Source organism: Streptacidiphilus albus JL83, from assembly GCF_000744705.1.
Lineage (GTDB): Bacteria > Actinomycetota > Actinomycetes > Streptomycetales > Streptomycetaceae > Streptacidiphilus > Streptacidiphilus albus.
The window spans coordinates 7,892,874-7,915,599 of the sequence record NZ_JQML01000001.1 but is presented as its reverse complement, the minus strand read 5'-3'; the positions used below and the strand labels follow the sequence as shown (position 1 = coordinate 7,915,599).

At 70.2% G+C, this 22,726-nt stretch carries 20 protein-coding genes; 9 read left to right on the top strand and 11 right to left on the bottom strand.

What is annotated here, in order from left to right; all coding sequences use genetic code 11:
- Positions 1–26: 26 nt before the first annotated feature.
- The 3 genes from BS75_RS34345 to BS75_RS34335 all read right to left on the bottom strand — a co-directional run bounded on the left by BS75_RS34345 (position 27) and on the right by BS75_RS34335 (position 1,885).
- Positions 27–518 carry a nucleotidyltransferase domain-containing protein gene (locus BS75_RS34345; protein WP_174515027.1) on the bottom strand — a complete coding sequence of 164 codons (492 nt, stop codon included), beginning with the start codon at positions 516–518 and terminating at the stop codon, positions 27–29.
- 102 nt (positions 519–620) lie between these two features.
- Positions 621–1,139, bottom strand: coding sequence for a hypothetical protein (locus BS75_RS34340; protein WP_034091005.1), 519 nt, complete (start codon positions 1,137–1,139; stop codon positions 621–623).
- A 245-nt stretch (positions 1,140–1,384) separates the two neighbouring features.
- Positions 1,385–1,885, bottom strand: coding sequence for a hypothetical protein (locus tag BS75_RS34335; RefSeq protein WP_034091004.1), 501 nt, complete (start codon positions 1,883–1,885; stop codon positions 1,385–1,387).
- Positions 1,886–2,068: 183 nt separating this feature from the next.
- Here BS75_RS34335 and BS75_RS34330 point away from each other — a divergent pair, with 183 nt between their 5' ends.
- Positions 2,069–2,815 carry an ArsR/SmtB family transcription factor gene (locus BS75_RS34330; protein WP_034091003.1) on the top strand — a complete coding sequence of 249 codons (747 nt, stop codon included), beginning with the start codon at positions 2,069–2,071 and terminating at the stop codon, positions 2,813–2,815.
- A complete protein-coding gene (locus BS75_RS34325; RefSeq protein WP_034091002.1) occupies positions 2,815–3,576 on the top strand; it encodes a GntR family transcriptional regulator in 762 nt (253 codons plus the stop codon). Before BS75_RS34330 ends, BS75_RS34325 begins: the two co-directional genes overlap by 1 nt.
- A 29-nt stretch (positions 3,577–3,605) precedes the next feature.
- Here BS75_RS34325 and BS75_RS34320 read toward each other — a convergent pair whose 3' ends face one another.
- From BS75_RS34320 to BS75_RS34310, 3 genes are all read right to left on the bottom strand, one after another.
- Positions 3,606–4,826 carry an FAD-dependent oxidoreductase gene (locus BS75_RS34320; protein ID WP_034091001.1) on the bottom strand — a complete coding sequence of 407 codons (1,221 nt, stop codon included), beginning with the start codon at positions 4,824–4,826 and terminating at the stop codon, positions 3,606–3,608.
- A gap of 303 nt (positions 4,827–5,129) precedes the next feature.
- Positions 5,130–5,693 carry a hypothetical protein gene (locus tag BS75_RS34315; RefSeq protein ID WP_034091000.1) on the bottom strand — a complete coding sequence of 188 codons (564 nt, stop codon included), beginning with the start codon at positions 5,691–5,693 and terminating at the stop codon, positions 5,130–5,132.
- 75 nt (positions 5,694–5,768) lie between these two features.
- Positions 5,769–6,314 carry a hypothetical protein gene (locus tag BS75_RS34310; RefSeq protein WP_034090999.1) on the bottom strand — a complete coding sequence of 182 codons (546 nt, stop codon included), beginning with the start codon at positions 6,312–6,314 and terminating at the stop codon, positions 5,769–5,771.
- A 1,408-nt stretch (positions 6,315–7,722) separates the two neighbouring features.
- Between BS75_RS34310 and BS75_RS34300 the strand changes: the two genes are divergently transcribed.
- Positions 7,723–8,838 (top strand): helix-turn-helix domain-containing protein, encoded by a 1,116-nt coding sequence (locus BS75_RS34300; RefSeq protein WP_034090997.1) that lies wholly within the window; start codon positions 7,723–7,725, stop codon positions 8,836–8,838.
- A 22-nt stretch (positions 8,839–8,860) separates the two neighbouring features.
- Entirely contained in the window at positions 8,861–9,439 is a 579-nt protein-coding gene (locus tag BS75_RS34295; RefSeq protein ID WP_034090996.1) for an HD domain-containing protein, read from the top strand.
- A 428-nt stretch (positions 9,440–9,867) separates the two neighbouring features.
- Here BS75_RS34295 and BS75_RS34290 read toward each other — a convergent pair whose 3' ends face one another.
- Positions 9,868–10,428, bottom strand: a complete 561-nt coding sequence (locus BS75_RS34290) for a hypothetical protein (RefSeq protein WP_231607978.1) — start codon at positions 10,426–10,428, stop codon at positions 9,868–9,870.
- Positions 10,429–11,004: 576 nt separating this feature from the next.
- On the opposite strand from BS75_RS34290, the gene BS75_RS34285 reads away from it, so the two are divergent.
- The 4 genes from BS75_RS34285 to BS75_RS34270 all read left to right on the top strand — a co-directional run bounded on the left by BS75_RS34285 (position 11,005) and on the right by BS75_RS34270 (position 16,514).
- A complete protein-coding gene (locus BS75_RS34285; RefSeq protein ID WP_081982916.1) occupies positions 11,005–11,772 on the top strand; it encodes a phytanoyl-CoA dioxygenase family protein in 768 nt (255 codons plus the stop codon).
- 357 nt (positions 11,773–12,129) lie between these two features.
- Positions 12,130–13,785, top strand: a complete 1,656-nt coding sequence (locus BS75_RS34280) for an NAD-dependent epimerase/dehydratase family protein (RefSeq protein WP_231607977.1) — start codon at positions 12,130–12,132, stop codon at positions 13,783–13,785.
- Positions 13,778–15,187 carry an MFS transporter gene (locus BS75_RS34275; RefSeq protein WP_042437100.1) on the top strand — a complete coding sequence of 470 codons (1,410 nt, stop codon included), beginning with the start codon at positions 13,778–13,780 and terminating at the stop codon, positions 15,185–15,187. The genes BS75_RS34280 and BS75_RS34275 overlap by 8 nt, the downstream gene beginning before the upstream one ends.
- Before the next feature lie 67 nt (positions 15,188–15,254).
- Positions 15,255–16,514, top strand: coding sequence for a nucleotide sugar dehydrogenase (locus tag BS75_RS34270; RefSeq protein WP_034090993.1), 1,260 nt, complete (start codon positions 15,255–15,257; stop codon positions 16,512–16,514).
- A 57-nt stretch (positions 16,515–16,571) separates the two neighbouring features.
- On the opposite strand, the gene BS75_RS50985 is transcribed toward BS75_RS34270, so the two are convergent.
- The 4 genes from BS75_RS50985 to BS75_RS34250 all read right to left on the bottom strand — a co-directional run bounded on the left by BS75_RS50985 (position 16,572) and on the right by BS75_RS34250 (position 20,940).
- Positions 16,572–17,141: a phosphonate degradation HD-domain oxygenase gene (locus BS75_RS50985; protein WP_034090992.1), complete on the bottom strand. Its 570-nt coding sequence runs from the start codon at positions 17,139–17,141 to the stop codon at positions 16,572–16,574.
- A complete protein-coding gene (tmpA, locus tag BS75_RS34260; RefSeq protein ID WP_052070071.1) occupies positions 17,138–18,265 on the bottom strand; it encodes a 2-trimethylaminoethylphosphonate dioxygenase in 1,128 nt (375 codons plus the stop codon). The genes BS75_RS50985 and tmpA overlap by 4 nt, the downstream gene beginning before the upstream one ends.
- Positions 18,266–18,448: 183 nt before the next feature.
- The gene (locus BS75_RS34255; RefSeq protein ID WP_081982914.1) at positions 18,449–20,269 is read right to left on the bottom strand and encodes a cholesterol oxidase substrate-binding domain-containing protein; all 1,821 of its coding nucleotides are present in this window, start codon (positions 20,267–20,269) and stop codon (positions 18,449–18,451) included.
- 140 nt (positions 20,270–20,409) lie between these two features.
- Positions 20,410–20,940, bottom strand: coding sequence for a MarR family winged helix-turn-helix transcriptional regulator (locus tag BS75_RS34250; RefSeq protein WP_052070069.1), 531 nt, complete (start codon positions 20,938–20,940; stop codon positions 20,410–20,412).
- 78 nt (positions 20,941–21,018) lie between these two features.
- Here BS75_RS34250 and BS75_RS34245 point away from each other — a divergent pair, with 78 nt between their 5' ends.
- Entirely contained in the window at positions 21,019–22,236 is a 1,218-nt protein-coding gene (locus BS75_RS34245) for an ABC transporter permease (RefSeq protein WP_063771407.1), read from the top strand.
- Positions 22,237–22,726 lie beyond the last annotated feature (490 nt).

Genomic DNA, 22,726 nt, shown 5'->3' with positions numbered 1-22,726 from the left:
ATGACCCCGCTCTGTCGCCCCGGGGCTCAGAAGTGGGTGGCGAGGTCGAAGGCGGCGCGCAGCGCGGCCATGTCGGCGAGGTCGTGCTCGGCGGGCCGGTAGCCCTGGTGGAAGTGGTTCTGCTGCTCGGCCGAGATGCAGGGGACGGTGACGCCGTCGATCGTCCCGGTGGTGAAGCACGCGGCCGGGTAGACGAACGGCTGCCCCGGCTCCGGGGACGCCTGGAGCGCGGAACCGTCCGGCGCGAAGGCGAGTGGGTGCAGGTCGAGGTCGAGCCCGCCGGGGCCACTCAGCACGAAGCGCACCGGACGCCAGTCCAGGGTCTCGGCGTAGCCGGCCGCCGCGAGTGCGGCCAGCACGGCCGGCTCCTGTTCCTGACGGTGCAGCAGGTCGAGGTCGCGGTGCTCGCGGGTCTGCCGGCCGAGCAGTGCGTCGACGCCCCAGCCGCCGGCGATCCAGACCTCCGCACCGGCCTCGCCCAGCAGCGACAGCACCGACAACGCGTCATCCGGGCTCATCATGGTGCGCAGGCTAGCCGCCGCCGAGGCGGCCGATCCACCGAATTTGCGGCCACTGCCGAGCCCCGCTGCCGAGCCCTGCGCCCCGCCCTACGCGGCACCCTACGCGGCGACGGCGGCGCGGGCGCCGGAGTGGGTGAGCCGGTAGCCCCGGAGCCGCAGCAGCGCCATCCGGGCGATGACCTCGGTCAGCGCCATCAGCACCAGCGCGGCGACCCAGGCCGAGCTGCCGGTGATGTCGTGCTGGAGGCTGAACCGGGCGATCGAGGCCCCGGCGCCGTGGTCGGACGCGTAGGCGAAGCCCATCCGGAAGCCGATCCCCAGCACCCACAGCACGGCGGCCACCACTCCGGCCTTGGCGAAGGGCACCCCGTCCGTCCCGAGCCGCAGCCGGGTGGTGAGCGCGGCACCGGCGCCGAGCAACAGCCCGACCCCGGCCAGGACGGTGATCAGCACCAGGTCGTTGCCGGCGGTGGGGATGGACCGCAGGTACTGGAAGCCGACCCCGGCCACGATCACCAGCGGCAGCACCAGGTTGACCAAGTCCAGCTTGGAGCCCCGGATCTGGCGGATGACGAGCAGGACCAGCACGGCGTTGACGAGGTAGTCAGTTGTACTCATGGCCCCAGCCTGCCGTCGCCCCTCCGCGACGGGATCGGCCGACGGGTGGACACCCGGGTGGAGCGGAGGTGGAGCCGGGGGTGGACCGGGGGTGGACCCGAGCCGGAAGGGAGCGAGAATGGGCGAGTGTCCGGGACCGGTTCCAGCGGTCCCGGACACACCGCGTTCCCGCGGATGGTGCTGGTGGTGCGGGTGGTGCGGGTGGTGCGGGTGGTGCGGGTGGTGCTAGCTCACAGCAGGCAGAGCTACTCGATGCCCGAGATCAGGCCGGTCGCCAGGTCGCTCTGGACGGTGACCGTGGTGGGCTTGCCGTGCGCCCAGGTGAGGACGACCGTGGTCCAGAGGTGTCCCATGCCGGCGTTGGACGCGGTGACGGCCCAGCTGCTCGGGTCGCTCTGGGCGCGGAGCACGCCGTCGGCGTGGTTCTTGTTCTCCCAGGCCGTGAGCTGCTTCTGGAATCCCTTGGTCAGGTAGGCCGAGCGCAGCGCGGTGACCAGGTTGCCGTTGCCCGCACCCCAGTGGGCGTCGATGTACGCGCCGTAGAAGTCGGCGACCCGGTCCTCGGTCGAGGCGGGGCTGCCGCTGCGGACGGGGGCCGGGGCCGCCTTGGCGACAGTCGCGACGTGGACGGCGGACGGCGCGGTGCCGGCCGCCAGCGCCGGGGTGGCGAAGACGGCGGTGGCGGCCAGACCCGCCACGACGGTGGCCGCAGCGGTCCGGATCGTGGTGGAACGAGAGAGCTTCAAAGCAGTGGTTCCCTTCACCTGTAACGGCGGTGAGGACTCGGTCGCCCCCACGGCCCCTGGTGCGATCGCGCCAGTACTCGGGTGGACGGCAGCTCCGGTACTGGTGGTTCCAACCTTGGGCAGGGTTGTTAACCCCGCACGCCACGATTGACATGTGACCAAAAGGTCACCTAACCTCGAACCATGGACGCCGTCTTCAAGGCACTCGCCGACCCGACGCGGCGCAGCCTGCTGGACGAGCTCTTCCGCGAGGACGGACAGACGCTCAGCGCACTGGAGTCGCGCTTCGACACCTCACGCTTCGCCGTGATGAAGCACCTCAAGGTGCTGGAGGAGGCCGGCCTGGTCGTCACCAGGCGCCAGGGCCGGGAGAAGCTCCACTTCCTCAACCCGGTGCCCATCCAGCTCGTCCACGAACGGTGGGTGAGCAAGTACGCGCAGCCCTGGGCCGCCACCCTCACCGGCCTGAAGAGCCATCTGGAGAACACCATGCAGAAGGTCTACGAGATCTACATCAAGACCACTCCCGAACGCCTCTGGGAGGCGATCACCGATCCCGCCATCCGGAGCCGCTACAACTTCGGCGCCGGGCAGGTCTCCGACTTCAAGCCGGGCTCGCGCTACGAGATGAAGGCCGGGGACATGCCCCTCGGCGAGGGCGAGATCCTGGAGGCCGACCCGCCGCGCCGACTCGTCCAGACCATGGTCGCGCTCTGGAGCGAGGACGTGAAGCGCGAGGGCAGCACCCGCATCACCTGGGAGATCGAGCCGGTCGGCGACTCCTGCCGGCTCCTGCTCACCCACGACCAGCTGCGCGAGGGCGCCAACGACGAGCTCTACGGCGGCTGGCCGATGATCCTCTCCGGGCTGAAGACCTGGCTGGAGACCGGTGAGTCGCTGACCACCCCCGGCTCCCTCCGCTACACCTGATGGCCGCCGAGACAGCGCGCTACCGGCTGCTCGCCGCCGAGGTCCGCGCCGCCGCGCGGTCCGGGGAGTACGGCGCCGGTGGCCGGCTGCCCAGCGAGGAGGAGCTGGCGCTGCGGCACGGCGTCTCCCGGGGCACCGTCCGGCAGGCGATGACGCTGCTCCGGGCCGAGGGCGTGGTCACCTCCCGGCGCGGCGCCCGCCGGGTGGTGCTGGAGTCCCCCCCGCTGCAGAGCTTCGCCGAGCTGATGAGCTTCACCCGCTGGGCGCGCTCGGTCGGCGAGGAGCCCGGCGGCCGGGTGGTCCGCCAGGAGCGCCGCCCGGCCGAGCCCGAGGAGACCGCGCAACTGCGGCTCGCCGAGGACGCGTTCGTGCACTGGGTGCTGCGGGTGCGGACCCTCGGCGGCCGACCGGTGATGGTGGAGCGGACCGCCTACCCGGACCCGATCGGGGCCCTGGTGGCGGCGATCCCGCCGGACGCGGTCTCGGTCAGCGAGCAGCTGGAGCAGCAGGGCGTCCTGCTCGCGGACGCCGACCACACCGTGGACCTGGTGCTGGCGGACACGGAGGACGCCACGCTGCTGGACGTCCCGCCCGGGACGGCGCTGCTGCGCGAACGGCGGCGCACCACGGATCCGGCCGGAGCGCCGGTGGAGTGGTCCGAGGACCGCTACCTGCCCGGCACCGTGGCCTTCACGGTCCACAACTCCCTGGCGTCCACCGCCCTCACCCGCCACCGCCACCACCCCGCCCCGGAGGCCTGACCCGCAGGCTCCGCAGCACCCGCGAGGGCTCACTTCTGTCCGACGCGCTCCCTCCCGGTCTGCCGGGAGGACGCCACGACGGCGGCGGCGTAGTCGACCATCAGGTTCTGGTAGCTGCGGACCGCGTCCACCAGCGGCGCCCCGGAATCGGCGGCGGCGGCCAGCGCCAGGGCCAGTTCACCGGCGTCCCGGATCGCGGTGTTGGCGCCCATCGCGAGCACCGGGCTCATCGCGTGGACCGCGTCGCCGATCAGGGTCACCGGGCCCGCTTCCCAGGGCTCGACCGCAGCGGCGGTGGAGATGCGCAGCGGGAACAACGAGTCGGTCTCCCACCGGCTCAGCAGGCGGTGGACGTCCGGGTGCCAGTCGTCGCCCAGCACGGTGAGGGCGAGGTCGCGCAGGGCGCTGCGGTCGAGTCGCCGCAGTTCGGCGAAGGGCGGCAGGGCCGGGTGGTCGGCCGGGGCGCCGACCATGCAGGCGAGGTAGTCCCCGGCGGCGGGCAGGTCGACCGGGGGGCTGCTCGCCGCTCCGGCGGCGTCGGGCGGGCAGCCGAACTGCACCGGGCCCAGGCCCAGGTGGGGGTGGCCGGGGCCGCCGGTCACCACGGTGAAGATGCTGTCGAAGACCCAGGAGGGCATCTCGGCCAGGGTGGCTCCGTCCAGCGGGATCCGGCCGTAGATCAGGCGCAGACCGGCGTCCTCGACCTGGGCGTTCGGCAGCAGCAGGGCGCGGACCGCCGAGCCGACCCCGTCCGCGCCGACCAGCAGCTCCCCGGTCGCGGTGCGGCCGTCGGCGAACCGCGCGGTCACCGTGGAGTCGGCCGCCTGCTCGTAGCCGATCAGCTCGGCCCCGTAGTGCACGCTGCCGCCGAGGCCGGACAGCAGGATCCGGCGCAGGGTGGGCCGGTTGAACGCGTGCGGGCGCGGGACGTCCCGGTCCGCCCCGTCCGTCCCCGGAGCCGCGCCGGCGGCGCGGTCCGCCAGCGGGTGGAGGTGGCGGCTGCGGACCGAGACCCGGGCCGGCGGCGAGCCGGCGGTGGCCAGGCACAGCCGGAAGAGACTCTCCGGCAGGCAGCGCCGCAGGCCGCCCAGACCGGGCTGGTCGAGCTGGATGCGGTACCCCTGGGGCCGGGCGTCCTGGTGCGGGTCCCGCTCGTAGACGGCGACGTCGAAGCCCCGGGTGCGCAGCCCCTGGGCGAGCGCCAGGCCGCCGAGTCCGGCTCCCACGATGATGACGCGATGGTTGGGCACAGTCCTCTGCCTTCGTTGTAGTCACGAAGGAAGCACTGGATTCCCCTGGAGGAATGAACGCCGTACCGGCGCCGCTCCGAAACACCATCCGAGAGCGATTTTTCGCGTTCCGTTCAATCGCCGCCGACCGTAGCACACCCTCCCCGGACCTCGAAACACGAACCCAGCCGGGCCCCGTCGCAGGTAGTTCCCCGTCAAGGCGGTGCCGGGGACCCTCCGCCGGGCGGCCAGGGTGGCGAACTCGCCGAGGCCGGCTGCCGCGCAGCGACTGCGGACCTGCCCGACGTCCCTGGCCGCCGAGCTTCAGGCGAGTGCGGCTGCCATGGTGGTGGCGGAGCCGGTGACGATCAGGGCCAGGCCGTTGCCGATGTTCCTGATGCGGGCGGTGCCTACGGGAGGCGCGGCGACGTCCTTGGCGGGGAGGGTCAGTGCGGCGCCCCGGTCGCCGCAGGTGAGGGTGAAGGGGCCGTCGGCCGTAGTGGTGGCAGCACTGTTGGCCGGACCGATCGCCCGGGCGGCGGCCGGGGGCAGGTCCGTCTTCTGGGCGGGGGCAGGTTGACCGGTTCCGGGGGCGTGAGCCCCGACCTGGGTCTGCGAGCCGGCTGTGCCGATGACCACGTTGCAAGCACCGCCTGCGACTTGAAGGGCAATGGTGACACCGGCCCCCGAGGCAGTGGCCACAGTGGGCAGTCGTGTGTACGGGTCGGCGGGGTTCAGCTGCGCGGGGAACGGAATCGGGGAAAGCGAGGCAAGCGCCGTATCGGGCGCGGTGCCGCTCGCGGCCGCGGGAGTGTGGCTGCACGCGGTCGCGGCGAGGACGGGCAGGAGGACGAGGGCGGCGGCGGTGAGGCGAAGGGTCTTCAGCATGGGGGCTCCGTGAGAGGCCGGGCAGTGGCTGGTCCCGCCGTGCCCGAGCAGCGGCTGGGCACGGCGAGAACTGCTTCAGCCCTGGCGGTGGTTGTAGTCGAGGTGGTCGAACTTCGTGGCGTAGCCGGTCCCCACGCTGCCGAAGTCGTGACCGTCGCAGCGGCCGATCTTGTGGACCTCGTAGGAGTAGAGCAGGCTCACCTTGTCCGCGTAGAGGACGTAGTGGCGGCTGTCGGTCATCGTGTAGGAGGCGCTCTCGGTCGTCGACCAGTTCTGCGTCACGTTGAAGCCCACCGTGGTGCTGATGTCCCCCACGGAGGCACCAAGAGTGGCGGAGTAGGTGTTGCTGATACCCACGGTCTGGGACAGGGTCAGCGTCCCCGGCCCGTAACCGGACACCGAGCCGCCCGGGCCGCTGACCGTCTCGCTCTGGGTGCTGATGTAGCGGGTGTTCCTGGGCTTGTAGATGTTCCCGCACTGCTGCGGCTGAGCCCCGCCCGCCGGCGCAGCGGCTCGACCGGCGGTGGCGGGACCCCTCTGGGCAGTGGCGGCCGAGGCACTCTGGACCAACGGTATGAGGACAAGGGCGGCCGTGGCCGCGCCGACGACAGTCTTGCGCATCTGTGTCCCCATCCTGGGTCGCAGGATCATCAGGCATGTCCCGGACAGTCCTACGAACTTATTGCAAGTGATATGCAGTAGCGAATAAAATGCATATCCTCGCGGTCGCATGCCGTGCGCGACACCCCCGAAGTTCGGGTACTCGACCCCGCCGAACGGGGGGACTGTCCAACCAACGGCTCCGCACGGAAAGTCCCAGGTTCGGCAGGCGCGTGGACGACGGGGCGGCGGAGTCGCCTGGACGACCCTGTGGCGGAAGTCCAGGCAGCGGTGTCGGGAGCGGGCACGATGGTGACCTGGTGGCCGCGGCGTCCACCGACCCAGAGGCACGGACGCCGGCCGGTCTCGGCCTTCGTACCGGGTTCGATCACGCCTCCCGGGAATCGCCGTCGAATTCCCGGCACTTCACCGTCGCACCGACGGGCAGAGCGCGGCCGGCGCCCGCAGCCAGCGTGGCCTCCATGCGCACAGTCGCCTTCCGCTTGGCCTTCCCGCGGGCGGTCTCCAGCAGTGAGACCTGGCGCTTGCCCTGATCCGCCCCAGCAGCCCACCCCGATGCGACAGCCGCGTCACGGCATCCGAGCCGTCGGCACCGCTCTCATCCAGGCTCCCTCGGGGGTATGGCACGGGCACGAGCAATCGCGCAGCTCCGGGCTGGCGTTGGGACTGTCACGGCGGGAGAAGGTGCCCGTGCACAGCGCGTGCATCGTGGGCAGGGTGTCGTCGTAGCAGCCCCCGGACCGGCCACGCCTGCGTGGATGCCCCGCGCTCACGGCCGCTCTCCCCGGCTACGGGCGTTCGCCTCGGCCACTCTCAGCCTCAGCGCCTCCTCGGCCGTGACGAACTCCAACTCCCCCGCCGTGGCCTCCCGCAAGGGATGGAGGGGACGATCACACCCCCGGTCGAGGTAAAGGGCGTAGGCGAGGCAGTCACGACAAAGGTCACCGCCCCGGGTCACGGAGACGATCGCCGGACGGTGATCGACGTCGCAGCACCCCGTCTGCCAGGTGAGCCGGTCGAGTGCTGCGGCATCATCGGGGTGGATTCTCATCGAGCCCCCTCTGCGATCGAGGCGCGGACGCCCAGATGCTCCCGGCAGGCGACGACAGCCCAGCCCTGGCGCGAGTTCGGATCCCGTCCCGGCGTATAGAAGTGGCCAGCCGGAATCAACAGCGCCGGAGACCCGCCGCAGACGATGCACGCCTCGCCGTGCAACTGCTCACGCGTCACCAGGTCTTCGCTCGAAGGACCAGGAACAGCGTCGATTGAGGCATTCACGAGTCGACCCTCCGCTACGCTGAGTTGCAGGTTGGTTTCATTGGGTACGACGTTAGTAATTCTCAATCACCGCCAGAAGTGACCCCCAGTACAGGTTGCGGGGCACCGGAGCATCCGTAAGGAGCCTCGAATGGCAGCTGACGCACGGGAAACCCTGACTGGCGTTCAGGGATGCGGGGCACGACACCGATCCGGACTGATCGCGGGGTACGTCTTCCGTCTCGTACGCGAACAGTTGGACCTCACTCAGGAGAGCCTGGCGGTCAAGCTCAACGTGTCGCCGGACACCATTGCCGGCTGGGAGTCCGGGCGCCGTGCCCTGGCTGCCATCCCTGTCGGCCAGATACTCGTCCAACGCCACCAACTGCTGCGCCTGGGCTCCTCCCCCCAACTCCTGGCAGCCCTCGACCGCGCCGTCGAAGCCGACGTCCTGCTGGCCAGTGCCCTCGACGAAACCCGCCTCGACACTCATCCACTCGGAGCCTGGGTCCTGCAACGCGACCTCGCCGACCTTCTGACCTGGCCGCTGCACGGACGGGCCCCCGAACTCATTACGAGACTGCCCACGGCTGCCAGGCCACGACGGGGGCCGGTCCCCGCCGCTCCCGAACTCTCCGACGAGGATCGGACCCGCTTCTACGCCCGCATGCGCGCCCTCGCCGAGGCAGCTCGCGAACCCGACCAGTTCCTGCTGCGTCGTCAGGCGCTCTACCTGGCCGGATACGACAGCAGCAGCGACACCGTCGACTGGCTCGGCCACCGGCAACGCCAGGCCGAGCCAGAGGGCTGGCTCGACAGGTGGTTGAACGCCCGCTCCGTGGCCTCCGTCAGCGCACGCCACGGCGACGGTGACCAGATCACCGCCTTCGTCCGCAACACACTCCTGGACGATGACGCGGGCGAAACCGCCAATCTCAACTACTGGGCATACTGGGTCGGCGAGCTCCCGGACATCCAGCTCGACGACACATTCATGGGAACCTGCAGCCCTGCCTCATGGCACGGTGGCAGGCTGCTGCGCCATGTGACCGACCGCCTCGATCCGACGTTCGGATACCTGGATCTGTACGTCCACACGCTCTGGGCGCTCCTGGCTGCGCGACCCCAACTGCTGCACGACGGCAGTGTCGACACGCAGGTACTGCGTGGACGCGTCGAGTTCCTGTTGGATGGTCCGGGGATCTCTTCTCAGGCCGACCGGGATCTCAGCGGTATCCGCTATGCGCTGCGCCTCGCCGGGGTGTGAGCGCCGAAGGTGAGGATCAACAGTGACTGATGACCTGGGCGCAGTGGCGAACTTCCTGTTCGAGGCAGGGACGTTGAAGCACTCCAAGCGCACCGGTTGGTGGATGGCCGGCGTCCGTGATCCGGAGAGCGTAGCCGAGCACTCGTGGCGGACCTCGCTGATCGCCTCGGTGATCGCCCAACTGGAGGGCGCGGATCCGGCTCGGGCCGCACTGATGGCCGTGTGGCACGACTCGCAGGAGGCCCGGACCGGGGACGTGAACCACCTCGGCAAGAAGTACATGGGCCAGGAGATCGCGCCCGAGCAGGTGACAGCAGATCAGGTCTCCGGGATGCCGTCGGCACTGGCGAAGGCTGTCCAGGCGATCGTCGGGGAGTACGAGGCACGCGAGTCCGCCGAGGCGATCTGCGCCCGTGACGCGGACAAGCTGGAGTGCCTGCTCCAGGGACTGGAGTACAAGTCCCAGGGATACGCGAACGTCCAGCGGTGGATCGACAACAGCCGGGGTCGGCTGGTGACCGACACGGCCAAGCAACTGGCGGACGAGCTGATCGCAACGGGTTCGCTGGACTGGCTGAAGGCAGCGATGGGCGAGAGGTGACCGTGGCTGCTGCTTGACGGGACCACACGGCAGCGCGGAGCGGCTCCTTGTACTCGTGGTACATGGAGCCGCTCCGAGCCGCGCCCGTTCACGTTCGTGTCGGGCGCGGCTCGGGAGATCGGTCCGTGCTACGCCTCGCCGCGCTCGGGCGCAGCAGCGCGGCGAGCAGTGGGCGGAAGTGGGCGAAAGCGGGGACCGGGCCCTCCGAGCCCTTCGCGGCCTCGTCCCACCGGCGGAGGCGGACGGCGTCCGGCAGGCAATGGCCGTCAAGACCAGGGCCGCGAGCCGGAGTTCCACCGGCCCGCTGATCCGGCGCGGTCGCAGTGCGCGACGGAGCCTCCCGGAGTTCCACCGCGACCCCTGCCTCGGGGGCCGGTCCTCAAGCGGCAGCGCACCGCAGATATGGCGCAGAGTGGCTGCGCCGATCATCAAGCACCTTCGTCCGGGAACCAGCTGACCATTTGGTTGTGCAGCTCCATGGGCTGGTCGTCGGGGGAGAGCCAGTCCGTCTCGCCCCTGCTCCACTCGTAGTCCCGGTGGCGAGCTGCGATCTCCTCAACGAGTTCGGCCGCCAGCCGTGAGGCTTCGTAGAGGTCCTGGTCGGTCGTCTGGGAGCTGGCGGCCACTATCAGGCCTCGGACCTCGGCGGAATGGCCGTAGCGGAAGGCGCCTGTGCCCAGCAGGTGCGGGTCGGTGTGCAGGGATGTTCCGTTGTTGTGGCCCAGGCGCCGGTGAGCGGCGGCTTTGGCTGCGGCCTTCGGGAGGAACTGGCCGGCGTGGTCCCCGACCGTGACAGCGCCCAGCACTGCGTCGGCGTGGCCGACCCGAACGTCGGCCGTGGGGTCGAGGATGACGAATCCCATGGCAGGGCGTGGATAGGGGCCGCGCGGTGCTTTTCCCGGTGCGGCAGTGTGGTTCCGCAGGATGCTCTCGGCGCGACGGGTTCCGAGCTTCGACAGGATATCAGTGAGCTCGGCGTCGTTCAGCATGTAACCGTAGGGGTTTCGACGTACAGCGGCCCGTACGCGAGGGGCATTGTTCATTTCCGTTCTCCAAAATGTTCAATCCGACTGAAGTGTCCGATGAGGTGGCGACTTGCCGTGAATAGGGCGTTCACCCGAGTGCTGCGGTGATCAGGCGCTGCGGCCCGGTTTGCCGACCGCACGGTTAGCGATGGGGCCGGCGCTGCTGTGACGGTGGCTCCGATGGACTGGGGTCCCAAGCAGTCAGATATGTCCTAAAGGACCGCTATTGGAGCTCTATTCAGCGGGGCGCCGGGAAGAGCATGCCCTTCCCGGCGGCGCCTTGGCAACGCCGATCCACCTTCCGGCGAGCGCGGCGACCTTCTACAAACCCCCTCTGAGCTTGTATTTTACGAATCAGCGAGCATGTCAAATCGCCATGAAAGGCAAAATGTGGACATGCATTCGAGCTTTAAACCGGTTGACTTCCCGAAGAGGAGGTTCGTAAGATCCACACCGTCCTACTGGTCTAGACCAAGTGTTTCGTCTGCGTTGCGTCACTGAGCTCGAATGGATAGCGAAGGAGCCGTTGAGTTGACTACGATGGAAATTTCCGATACGGCACGAAGGTTCGCGGATGAAGGATTCGCTGCAGTCGGGGAAGTCATCCCTCCCGTGGACCTCGAGGCCTACCGCGAGATCTACGATCGCCTCCTGAGCGGTGAGATCGAGTCCGGCGACAAGAGGTCTGATCTCGGCTCCCATATACCGCGCAAGGAGGGTGTTCGGGAGAACATCACCCAGATTATGTGGCCGTCGGCGCTTCATCCGCCGCTGCTCGACCTTCCCCTGCACCAGAAAGCGCTGTCCGTCGCCCGTGAACTCATCGGCGCCGATGCCGAACTCGATTTCGACATGATGATTCACAAGGCACCGTTCGCGGATACTGCCACGCCGTGGCACCAGGACGCGGCCTACTGGGTCGACATGCCCGATCATCGTGCTGTCTCCATCTGGGTGGCGCTGGATGACGCGGACGTCGACAACGGCTGCATGTGGTACGTACAGGGCTCCCACCAGCAGCCGCTGCGCCCGCACCGCCCCACGAGCGATGGCAAGAACATCGAATGCGACTGCTCCGAGGACGAGCCGGGCGCCACGCCCGTGCCCCTGCGGGCGGGGGAAGCGGTGGCGCACTCGGGGTTCACGCTGCACTCCTCGCGCGGCAACACCACGGGCGGCACGCGACGGGCTTACATCCTCAACTTCCGGCCCGCCGCGATGATCCAGCTCGAACGGGAGCGGGGTGCGGACCACGGCCTCAACGAGAACGTGCGTCAGGTCCGCAACTCGGGCGCGGCCGAAAGCTGATCCGTCACCGGCTGCGGCGGCTCGTGCCCGAGCACTGCCCACCGCACGGACACTCTTTTTCCTCCGTCGGGCCGGCTGACCTGCCGGCCCGACGCCGAGCGGCCAGAAAGGCAAGCCGTGAATGAAGTCACCCTGACAGGCGCTGTGATGACCCATCCCAGGAGGTCCGCTGCCGCCGAGAAGATCACGAGGCAGGACCCGAAGGGACGTATCCGAGTCGTCCTGGACCCGGATCCCTCGGGGGCGCCTACCGCGCTGCGCACGGCGAACCCGTCATGGGACTGCGTCGGAGACGCGGCAACACATCACATCGTCTTCCAGGACGACGTCATCCTGGCAGAGGGATTCTTCGCCTACTTGGAGGAGACCGCCGCCATCGTTCCAGGCGAGGCCGTCGCGTTCTACGAAGGGTGGGAGGGCAGGAACAGCGGCGTGGTGCGCCTCGGGGCGCTGCTCGGGGAGCACTGGGCGTACGCGATCGACGAGCATGTCCCTTCGCTCGCGCTGATGCTCCCGGCCGAGGTGGCCCGAGGCTACTCGCGGTTCGCTGCGGAGCACGGCAACGGGTGGCCCTACGACGTCGTCATCCAGCGCTACCTCAAGGCGCTGGGAGTACCGGTCAGACTGGCTGTCCCCAGCCCGGTCGATCACGACGACGTGCCGAGCCTTGCCGGGAACAGCAAGCACGGGTGGCGGCGGGCGACTCTCTTCTCCGCCGAGTCCGTCGAGGTGACCACGGACGAGTGCGCCTCGTTCTCCGTCGTACCGTTCTACCAGTACGGAGAGGCCAAATGCGCGGTGCGCTACGGCGCACGTTGGGAGTACCTCGATACCGACCGGTACCTGCACCGCATCGGCCTGTCCGAGCGCTGTGAGGGTGGACTCGCCGACGCCGGCGATGCCGGGCTGCCGCCAGCCGTGCGCCGGGAGGTGTGGCTCACGGCTTTCGCCACCGGAGCGGTCGTCGCCGGCCTGACGCTTCAGGATCCAGATCCTGATGTGCTCAGGGCCGTGATGGACTCACTCGGGCCCGGCGGACTGTGCGAGGAGTACACCGGTACCGAACTGCTGGCCATGATCCCCCAGGTGCGGGAACTGGCCGTGACGGCCTTCGAATCCGGCCGCGAGGCCCGCCGTTGCCAAGCTGAGAACCCGTCCGTTGTCACCGACGCTCACCCGGGAGTCGTCGTCACCGGTGGCAGTCCGGCGCATGGGGAGGAGCTGGCTGCCCTGCTGACCGACGTGGGTTGCGACGCGGTGTACGCCGAGCGGCTCGGCCCGGAACCCGGGCAGAACGTCCCCGCCGTGATCCACCTCAGTGATCCGCACGGCGAGGTCTACCCGCTGCCCGACATGCTCCGCGACGCCGAGAAGATCGGGGCTCGGCGTCTCATCCACGTGAGCTCGGCGGCCGTCTATCGCGGTACGGAGGCCGGCGAGTGCGCGGAGGACACTCCGTCGACGCCGCCGCACGACGCGCAGGCCCGAGGCTGGTGGGACGACGAACAGGCCTGCCGGCGCTGGAGCAGTGAGACCGGGATCCCGCTGCAGATCGTGCGCCTGGCTGAGCAGGTGGGGCCGCACTCCCCACTGCGCGGTGTGCTGGCCACCTGGATGCTGCAGGCGTGGACACGACGGTCCATGGTCGTGGTCGAGGAGCGCCGGCACCAGATCGTCGTTCACCACGACGTCGCTCAGGCGCTCGCCGCCGTCCTGGCCGGACCCGTGCGGGCTTCGACCTACAACGTGGCATCGGCGCAGTACAGCGAGACGGAACTCGCTGAACTCGCCGCGGAGACGGCACGGCGGACTCCGTGGGAACGGCCGGCCGGCCCTTGCTCGTCCCACACGCCCCTGATGTCCACCGACCTGATCACGGCCGAGACCGGCTGGCAGCCTTCCGCATCAGTACGAAGCGCTGCTCGGGCGCAGGCACAGTGGCTTGCCTGCGACACTCACGACCGTGTTCTCGGCAGCGCCGCCGACGTACAGCGGGCGAACGCGGATGCCTGAGCAACAGGTGACTCTCCGGCCGACGAACGCGATGGGGCCGGGTATCTTCTCGCGGCAGTACGCCGCCGCCACCGCCACGTTCACCGTGGTGATGTTCCTGACGGGATTCACCGCGCTGGCGGTGGTGCCGACCCTGCCGACCGCCGCACGTGACCTGAACGGAGTGTCCCTGTTCTCGCTGGTGGCGGGATGCTTCGTGGCGGCCAGCCTCCTGGGCGGGGTGCTGGGAGGGCACTGGGCGGACCGCGCCGGAGCCCGCCGTCCGTTGGCGTTGGGCATGGTCGTGTCGGTGGTGACGCTGCTGGTGTCGGCATCCAGCGTGTCGATCTGGCAACTGGCGGCGGGCCGTTTCGCTGATGGCTTGGCAGCGGGGATGGTCTCGGTGTCGGTGACCACCGCGATCGGCCAGTCGTACCCGGAGTACCTGCGGCCCAGGATGCTCGCAATGATGAGCGCGAGTTGGATCATCCCTTCTCTGGTCGGACCACCGCTGGCCGGCGTTGTCACGGAATTCTGGTCCTGGCGGGCGGTCTTCTACGGCCTGGCCGTCCTGACCGCACTGCCTGCTGTCTCCCTGGTATTCGTGCTGCGCGAAGCCCCGACGGACAGCCCCGACACGCCGCAGGCCGACTCCGTCCCCCCGGAGAAGCAGACCGCCCGCCCGCCCCTGGTGCTCGCGGCCACGCTCAGCCTGGGCGCGGCGCTGAGCCAGTACGGGGTCTCGGAGTGGGACGTACGCCACCTGCTGTTCATGCTCGTGGGCGTCGTGCTACTGGCAGCCTTCGCTCCGCGGCTTCTACCGAAAGGGACATGGCGCAGCGTCCGGGGCCTGCCCACGGTGGTCCTGCTACGCGGTCTGACCTCCGGCACGTACTTCTCGATCGAGGCCCTGCTGCCGCTGATGCTGATCACCCAGCGGCGGGTCTCCCCCGTCGCCGTCAGCGTGGCGTTCACCGCCTCTGCGGTGCTGTGGGCGGGCGCCTCCTGGGTCCAGGGGAAACTGCTTCAGCACGTCGCTCGGCACCAGCTGGTCAGGGTCGGAGCGTTGATCATGACGGCCTCCGTCGCCTTCGCGGTGGTGGGAAGCCTCTCGGGCCTGCCGCCGCTCACCGCCGCAGTGGCCATGCCACTGTCGGCGATCGGGATGGGCCTGCTCACCCCATGCATCACCGTACTGTCCCTGTCCCACAGTGCCCGGAACCGACAGGGACACACCACCAGCGCCATGCAGACCAACATGAACCTTGGACAGGTCGTCGTCCTGGCGCTCGTCACTGCTGTCCTCAATGGATGCCGAGCAGCCGGCACTTCCGCCCTCGGCGGTTACGCGACCGCCTTCACGATCCTGCTCGCACCGACCCTCCTGGTCGCACTCCTGGCCGTTCGCGCCCGTAGCAACTGAGCCCTGTCCGGCGGACTTCTCCGATCCCCGGACGTCCATCCATGCCCACCTTCCGAAAGGCAACGCTGTGCACAGTGATCTTGTCGTCATAGGCCTCGGTTATGTAGGTCTGCCTCTGGCGGTGGAAGCCAGCCGTTCCGGTCTGATCGTCACCGGTCTGGATCGCGATGCCGCCACCGTCGCGCGCCTCAACGACGGCATCTCACACGTGGACGACATCGACGACGCGACGGTCGCCGGCCTGCGAGCCCAGGGCTTCGCGGCAACCACCGACGAGCAGGTCATCGCCGAGGCGGACACCGTCGTCATCTGCGTACCCACCCCCCTGTCAGCTCACGGCGGGCCGGACCTGGCCATGGTCGAGAGCGCATGCACCATGATCAGTCGCCAGTTGCAGCCCGGAACCCTCGTCGTACTCGAATCCACCACCTACCCCGGGACCACCGAAGAGGTGGTCCTGCCCATCCTGGAGAAGTCGGGCCTCAGCGCAGGCAGTGACTTCCACCTGGCCTTCTCGCCGGAACGGGTCGATCCGGGCAACCCGGTCTACGGAATCCGCAACACCCCCAAGGTCGTCGGCGGGTACTCGGAGGCCTGCACCGCAGCAGCCGTGGCCTTCTACGGAAAGATCGTCGACCACGTCGTCCGGGCCGCCGGTACCCGCGAGGCCGAAATGGCCAAGCTCATCGAGAACACCTACCGGCACGTCAACATCGCACTGGTCAATGAGATGGCGATCTTCTCCCACGAACTCGGCATCGACCTGTGGGACTCCATCTCCTGCGCCGCCACCAAGCCCTTCGGCTACCAGGCCTTCCGGCCAGGGCCCGGAGTGGGCGGCCACTGCATTCCGATCGACCCCAACTACCTGGCACACAAGGTCCGCACCCTCGGCTACCCCTTCCGCATGGTCGAGTTGGCCCAGGAGATCAACACCCGCATGCCCCGCTACGTGGTCGAGCGGGCGCAACACCTCCTGGACGGTAGCGGCACCACCCTCAGCAGGGCCCGGGTCCTGCTGCTCGGCGTCACCTACAAGGCGGACATCGCCGACCAGCGGGAGACCTCCGCTCGCGACGTCACCAGGAGGCTTCGCACCCTCGGTGCCAAGGTTTCCTACCACGACCCCTACGTGCATGACTGGAAAGTCGATGGTGAACCCGTGCCAGAGGCCGCGAACCTGACCGCCGCTCTGGAACAGACGGATCTGGTGATCCTCCTTCAGCAGCACCGAGTATTCGACATGGACGAAATCGAGAACCGCGCCCCACTGCTCCTCGACACCCGTGGCACCACCCGCCCGCAGCCGCACATCACCCGCCTGTAGGAGGGCGTTCCCGAGGGGCTGACCGGGGCATGGAACGCCGGTCCGGCAGTCCCCGGGCTACGCCTCGCCCGCGCCGGGGCGGAGCAGCGACGCGAGGAGCGGGCGGAAGTGGGCGAAGGCGGGGACCGGGCCTTCCGGGTCCTTCGCGGCCTCGTCCCAGCGGCGGAGGCGGACGGCGTCCTCGCCGTGCGGGTGGGCGGCGAACTCGGCCGCCTCGGCCACGGTCATCGGTCCGCCCTGCACCGAGAGGGTGTGCACGGAGGCCGGGGAGAGCAGGGCGAAGTAGCCCGGCTCGACCGCGCACAGGTAGCGCTTCGCGGCGACGTGCAGCCGGACCGGCTCGGTGACCTCCGGGCCGAACCACTGGGCCAGCCAGTCGGCGCCGGTGTGGCTGTGCCGGTTGTCGGTCCCCTCCATCAGGTCGTGGCCGCTGACCTCGCCGTGGAAGTGGCCGAGGTCGTGCAGCAGAGCCGCCGCGACCAGCGGTGCGGGCGCGCCGGCCGCCTCGGCGAGGGCACCGGCCTGGAGCATGTGCTCGGCCTGGGTGACGGCCTCGCCGAAGTACTCGGAGCTGCCCTGGGCGGCGAACAACTCCTCGATCACGTCGATGGCCTGAGTGTTCGTCATACCGCCACCGCCTGGGCGCGGCGGAGCACGGAGACGGTGCTGAGCAGGCCGTCCAGGTCGGCGTAGCAGCCCTGGAGGTGGCGGCCGCCGCTGCTGGCGAAGGCGGTCCTGGCGTGCAGCAGCCGGGTGTTGTCGAAGATCAGGCAGTCCCCGGGGGTGAGCCGGAAGTCCAGCTGGAGTCCGGGGCGCAGCAGCAGTCGGGCGAAGGCCCGGTAGGCGTCGTAGAAGGCGGTGGTCTGCTCGGCGGGCAGCCGGAGGGTGCCGATGGAGCGGTTGTTGAAGCGGATCTCGCGGATCCGGCCGTGCGGATCGGTGCCGATCAGCGGGCGGTGGGCGCTGAGTTCGGTGCCGGCGTCGGCGAAGCGGAAGGGCACCGGCGTGCGGGTGAGCACCTCGAAGGCGGCCGGGTCCTCCTCGCGCAGCAGCGCGGCGGCGGCGAAGCCGTCGACCAGGCCGGAGTCGCCGCCCTCGGCGCTGTTGACCAGGCAGTGCAGCAGTTGCAGCGTGGGAACCGGGTCGCGGTAGGGGTTGTCGGTGTGCGGGGTGATCAGCGCGCCGGTGAAGGCGAGGTTGTTGGGGTTCTCCTCGACCCGGACCTCGAAGATCCGGCCGTAGTTGGTGTCGCGGACGTGGCCGAAGGTCTCGGCGACCTCGGTGACCTGCCCCTCGCGGACCGGGACGCCGCGCAGGAGGGCGAAGCCGAGGTCGGCGACGGCCTCCAGGGCGCGCAGCCGGACGGCGGGGTCGAGCCGGTACTCGTCCCACTCGGCGGACGGGAGGCCGGACCGGAGACCGGACGGGAGGTCGGACCGGAGACCGGACCGGAGGTCGGCGGCCTGCCAGAGGGTCTTGGCGTCCTCCGTCCGGGGGTCGACCGTCGCGTCCGCGTCCGCCGAGGCGTCGAGCCAGCTCTGCGGGTAGCGGGAGCGGTGGCCGTCGGGCTCCCAGAGCACCTCCCAGCCCGGTTCGCCGTCGGTCTCGACGGCGGACTCGGCGGCGACGGCCAGGCCCTCGGGCAGGTCGGTGATCTGGAACAGCTTCTGTCCGTTGCGCGGGTCGCGGCAGTCGGCGCAGCCGCAGTTGTCGCGCAGCCACAGCGGCGGGAGCGAGGCGGGGTGGGTCACGGGACACTCCAGGGTTCGGGACGGCGGGTCGGGCAGCGGGCCACCTGGCGGCGAAAGTTGTATAGCCAACTTTACCGCCGAGATGTGACGCTGCCGGGCCGCCGTGTCGTACACACGAACACTGGAGGAACGGGCAGGAGCGGACGGGCGAACTCCTGCCCCGTCCGCCCTCCCACCCTGCGCCTACGGCAGGAACCCGTCCAGGAAGGTGTTGCTGTAGATCCGCGCCGGGTCGTAGCGGTCCAGCGTGGCCAGCGCCGTGTCCCAGTTGTCGCCGACGGCCTGCCCCGCGCGGTAGGCGTTGGGGATGGTGGTGCCCAGGATCGTCGGGTCGGACCAGCCGGCGGTGCCGGAGTATCCCCAGCCCTTGGACCACTCGGGGCGCACCGCCGCGTAGCTGCCGGTGTAGTTGGACAGCACCCACTGCTCGGTCTCGCGGTAGAACTGCTGCGACTGCGGCGTCCCGGGGACGGTCAGCACGTCCATCCACACCGCCGTGTCCCAGGCCGGCTCGTCGGGCCTCGGCCGCAGCGCGCTGAGCTGCGGCTGCACCGCGCCGGCCACCCCGCAGTCGCCGGGGTTGTCCAGCCCGGTGACGCGGACCTCCCAGGGCCCGTTCATCGGGTACTGGCCGTTGGCCGCATAGGCGTTGAGGGCGTTGTTCAGGTAGGTGTAGAACTCGCTGACCACCCGCTGGAGGTTGGCCCGCGCACAGAGGATGGCGTAGCCGTTCGCGGTGACCTGGAGGGTCGAGGGCAGCACGTAGAGCTGGGTGTTCTTGGCCCAGCCCCAGATGTCCCAGGTGCCGGTGACGATCAGCCCGGAGCCGACGATGCTCATCTCCAGGTTCTCGAAGGTCGGCGTGATCCCCACGTCGCCGTTCAGGATGTCGGCGATGTAGCCGGACTCGGTGGTGGTGACCGAGTCGGCGAAGCTGTAGTTGAAGGGGCTGTTGACCTCCACCGAGAAGAAGGGCTTGTTCGGGCTGACCGACCAGACCTTCAGCCAGGGCACGGTGGTGAACGGGAACCAGATGGTCTCCACCCGGCCGGTCTGGTTGACCAGCGCCGCATAGGAGTTGGACCCGGCCGAGGCAGGCGGCGCGAACAGGGTGGCGACGTTGGTGGTGTAGGTGCTCTGGCACCGCATCCGGACGTTGGGGCCGACGGTCAGCGTGGCCGAGGTGATGAAGGCGCGGCCGAGGTGCACCAGGAAGGCGGCGATGTCCGGGTCGCTGCGCGAGAAGGTCTGCAGCACGTAGGCGTTGGCCGAGGCGCTCCAGACCACGGCGGTGAGCGAGGTGACCAGGTTGCTGACCGAGCCGAAGGTGTGACCGGCCGCCAGCGTCTCACCGGCGGCCGGAACGGAGCTGCCGTGGCCGTCGATGGCGAGCACCCCGCCGAGGGTGAGGTCGCCGGGAGCAGGGGTGTTGGTGAGCCCGTAGCCGGCGTTCTCCAGGTCGGTGAGCAGGTTGAGCATGGTCACCCCGGCCTGCGCGGTGACACTGGCCGGGCTGCCGGAGTGGACGGTGACGGCGGTGAGGTTCTCGGTGGTGTCGACCATCAGGATGTTCCCGCTGGCGCCGTTCGGTTCGAGCAGCGGCGACCAGCCGTGGCCCTTGCCCCGGGCGCGGATCTTCCAGCCCTGGGCGTAGGCCCAGTTGGCGAGCGTGACGACGTCGTCGGGCGAGGACGGCGAACAGGTCCACAGCGGGCTGACCACGATCTCGCCGGACCAGTTCGACCAGGCCTGCTGGTAGACGGTGAGGCCGGCCGGGAAGTCCGGCGGCGCCGCGCTCGCCGCCTCGGCCGGAGCGACCCTGAAGGCCGGACTCCAGCTCACTGCGGTGAGTGCCGCCGCCGCCCCCGCCGCGCCGATGAGCGTCCGACGGGACAGCGGTGTGCGGACGACCTCCGCGAGGCTCCCCGCGGGATCCTCGGGGGCGCCCGGTTCGGGGTGGCGCTGGTCGTGCTGGTGCTGGTCAGGATGGCGCGACGATCCCATGACTACCCTCCGCGTGATGGTGGTTGCGGCGTGGCGTGAGTCCGGGGGTGGGTGCGGAGGCCGGGGCGGACCGGCCGTCACCTGCGGAGACGGTGACTGTGAGAATCCAGCCGGGGCCTTGAGAAGTCAATGACGGTGCGTCAGATTTGCTCGCGGTCGCCCTGGGGACCGAGTCGTGCAGCGGGGCGGTCCCCGGCCGGACCGTCCTCGGCGGGACGGCGGCGGAGATGGAGGGCGTCGGGGTTGCAGTCGGCCACCAGCCGCCGCAGCAGCCCGGTCAGCAGGTCCTGGTCCTCCTCGGAGAAGATCCCGAAGATCTCCGCATTGCAGACCTCGATCGCGGCCTGCGAGCGCTCGGCCAGCGCCAGTCCGGACTCGGTCGGATGGAGGTTGACGATGCGGCGGCTGGTCGGGTGCGGACCCCGGACGATCAGCCCGCGCTCGACCAGGCTGGTCACCGCCGCACCCATGGACTGGGCGGTCATCCCGGAGCGGCGGGCGATCTCGGCGCTGGAGATCCCCTCCGACAGGGCCACCTGCACCAGCGCGTTGTGCTGGGCCAGGCTCAACTCCGTCGGCCGCAGGGCCTTCTCCAGCCGCAGCCCGACGCTCTGGGCGAACTGGTACGCGAGATAGCTGGTCCGGGTGGACGGGTCGAAGATCTCCGGCATGGCCCCACTCTTATCAGGAGACTGATACTTTACTGCTACCTTTATAAGGAGCCTTATACTTTCCCGGGAGGGTCAGCCGTGTCCCCAGTAGCCTCCGACCATGATGCCCGGACCGGGCACCACCCCCATGTCGTCGACGCACCCGCACCCCGGACCGGTGCGACCGGGGCCGGGGGCGCCCTGCTGCCCGCCCTGATCGTGCTGGTCATCGGCTCCATATTCGTCAGCGTCTACCTCGCCGCCTTCCATGAGCCCAAGCCGCACCGGCTGCCCGTCGGCATCGTCGGCACCGCCCAGCAGGCGCAGCAGCTGCGCACCGGCCTGGACGCCCACGCCCCCGGCGGCTTCTCCGTCACCGCCTACCCGGACCGGGCCGCCGCCGCGAGCGCGGTCGAGCACCGCAGCGTCTACGCCGCCCTCGTCCCCGCCGGCGCAAGCAGCGGCAGCAGCAGCGGCGGCAGCAGCGCCGACGCCCTGCTCTACGGCAGCGCCAACGGCCCCTCGGTGACCGCCCTGCTCGAAGGCGACTTCGGCGCCCTCGCCCAGGCCGGCGGCCACCGCCTGGCCGCCCAGGACCTGGTTCCGGCCTCCGGCGGCGACACCCGCGGGCTGTCGATCTTCTACTCCGCGTTCGGCCTGGTCCTGGCCGGGTTCCTGTTCGGCACCATGACCTACCAGATGGCGCCCCGGCTGGAGTTCCGCTGGCGGATGACCAGCCTCGCCGCCTTCAGCACCGTCGGCGGGCTCGCCATCGCCGCCATCGCCGGGCAGGTCTTCGGCGCGCTGCCGGGCCCGTTCCTCGCCGTCGCCGCGCTCACCGGGCTGATGGCCGCGGCCGTCGGCGGCACCACCATGGCGCTGGTCCGGCTGCTTGGCCCGGCCGGGGTCAGCGTCTCCTCGGTGCTGATGCTGATCCTCGGCAACGCCACCAGCGGCGGCATCCTGCCCCCGGCCTTCCTGCCCGCCCTGCTGCGGCCGCTCTCGGAGATCCTGCCGGTCGGCGTCGGCGTCCGGGCCGTCCAGGGACTGGCCTACTTCCACGGCGACGGCGTGGCCGTCGGCGTCGGCGTGCTGGCGCTCTGGACCGCCGTCTCGGTCGGCCTGCTCTACTGGCGCGACGCCCGGATCATCGGCGCCGAGGCGACCGCGGCGGTGGCGGGCGAGCCCAGCGACAGCGTCACCGGGATTCCGCGCGCGGCCAGTTCCAGGGCGGCCCGCAGCGACGTGGAGGCGACCCCCTTGGCGGTGGTGGTGGCGTCGATCCCGGAACCGTCGGTCGCGGGTGAGAGCATGTAGATCGGGAAGCCGTCGGTCTCCGGCATCACCGAGGCCATGCCGCCCACGGCCGCGTCCAGCCGCTGCTCCGAGTAACGGCACCAGTAGACGTCCAGTCGGGAGACGTCGGCCTTCGGGTCGGCCTTGCGCACCGCCGCCACCAGGGCCGGGCCCTGGGTCGGGTCGGTCAGGCAGACCGCCACCCGGCCGACCGGGTAGTCGGTGATCTGGCTGCCGTAGACGGACGCGAAGGCGCCGCGCCCCAGTCGGCCGACCGCTTGGGACAGCTCCTCCGCCTGCGGGGTGTTGGCCGGGGTGCCGTCGATCGTCGTCGGCACGCCTCCGCCCTGCCACTGGGACGCGACCGGACAGGGCTTGTCCCCCGGCGGGAGCCCCGGGATCATCGGCACCGAGGTCACCTTTCCGGCGCCGGTGGAAGCGCCGGTGGAAGCGTCGGCGGCGGGGCCGGTGGCGGGACTGGAGTGCGTCGCCGGGGCTGTGGTCGCCGAGG

Coding starts and splice junctions, on each gene's coding strand:
- BS75_RS34345 (WP_174515027.1), bottom strand. CDS start 518: ATGAGCCCGGATGACGCGTTGTCGGTGCTGTCGCTGCTGGGCGAGGCC.
- BS75_RS34340 (WP_034091005.1), bottom strand. CDS start 1,139: ATGAGTACAACTGACTACCTCGTCAACGCCGTGCTGGTCCTGCTCGTC.
- BS75_RS34330 (WP_034091003.1), top strand. CDS start 2,069: ATGGACGCCGTCTTCAAGGCACTCGCCGACCCGACGCGGCGCAGCCTG.
- BS75_RS34325 (WP_034091002.1), top strand. CDS start 2,815: ATGGCCGCCGAGACAGCGCGCTACCGGCTGCTCGCCGCCGAGGTCCGC.
- BS75_RS34315 (WP_034091000.1), bottom strand. CDS start 5,693: ATGCTGAAGACCCTTCGCCTCACCGCCGCCGCCCTCGTCCTCCTGCCC.
- BS75_RS34310 (WP_034090999.1), bottom strand. CDS start 6,314: ATGCGCAAGACTGTCGTCGGCGCGGCCACGGCCGCCCTTGTCCTCATA.
- BS75_RS34300 (WP_034090997.1), top strand. CDS start 7,723: ATGGCAGCTGACGCACGGGAAACCCTGACTGGCGTTCAGGGATGCGGG.
- BS75_RS34290 (WP_231607978.1), bottom strand. CDS start 10,428: ATGCTGAACGACGCCGAGCTCACTGATATCCTGTCGAAGCTCGGAACC.
- BS75_RS34285 (WP_081982916.1), top strand. CDS start 11,005: ATGGAAATTTCCGATACGGCACGAAGGTTCGCGGATGAAGGATTCGCT.
- BS75_RS34275 (WP_042437100.1), top strand. CDS start 13,778: ATGCCTGAGCAACAGGTGACTCTCCGGCCGACGAACGCGATGGGGCCG.
- BS75_RS50985 (WP_034090992.1), bottom strand. CDS start 17,141: ATGACGAACACTCAGGCCATCGACGTGATCGAGGAGTTGTTCGCCGCC.
- BS75_RS34255 (WP_081982914.1), bottom strand. CDS start 20,269: ATGGGATCGTCGCGCCATCCTGACCAGCACCAGCACGACCAGCGCCAC.
- BS75_RS34250 (WP_052070069.1), bottom strand. CDS start 20,940: ATGCCGGAGATCTTCGACCCGTCCACCCGGACCAGCTATCTCGCGTAC.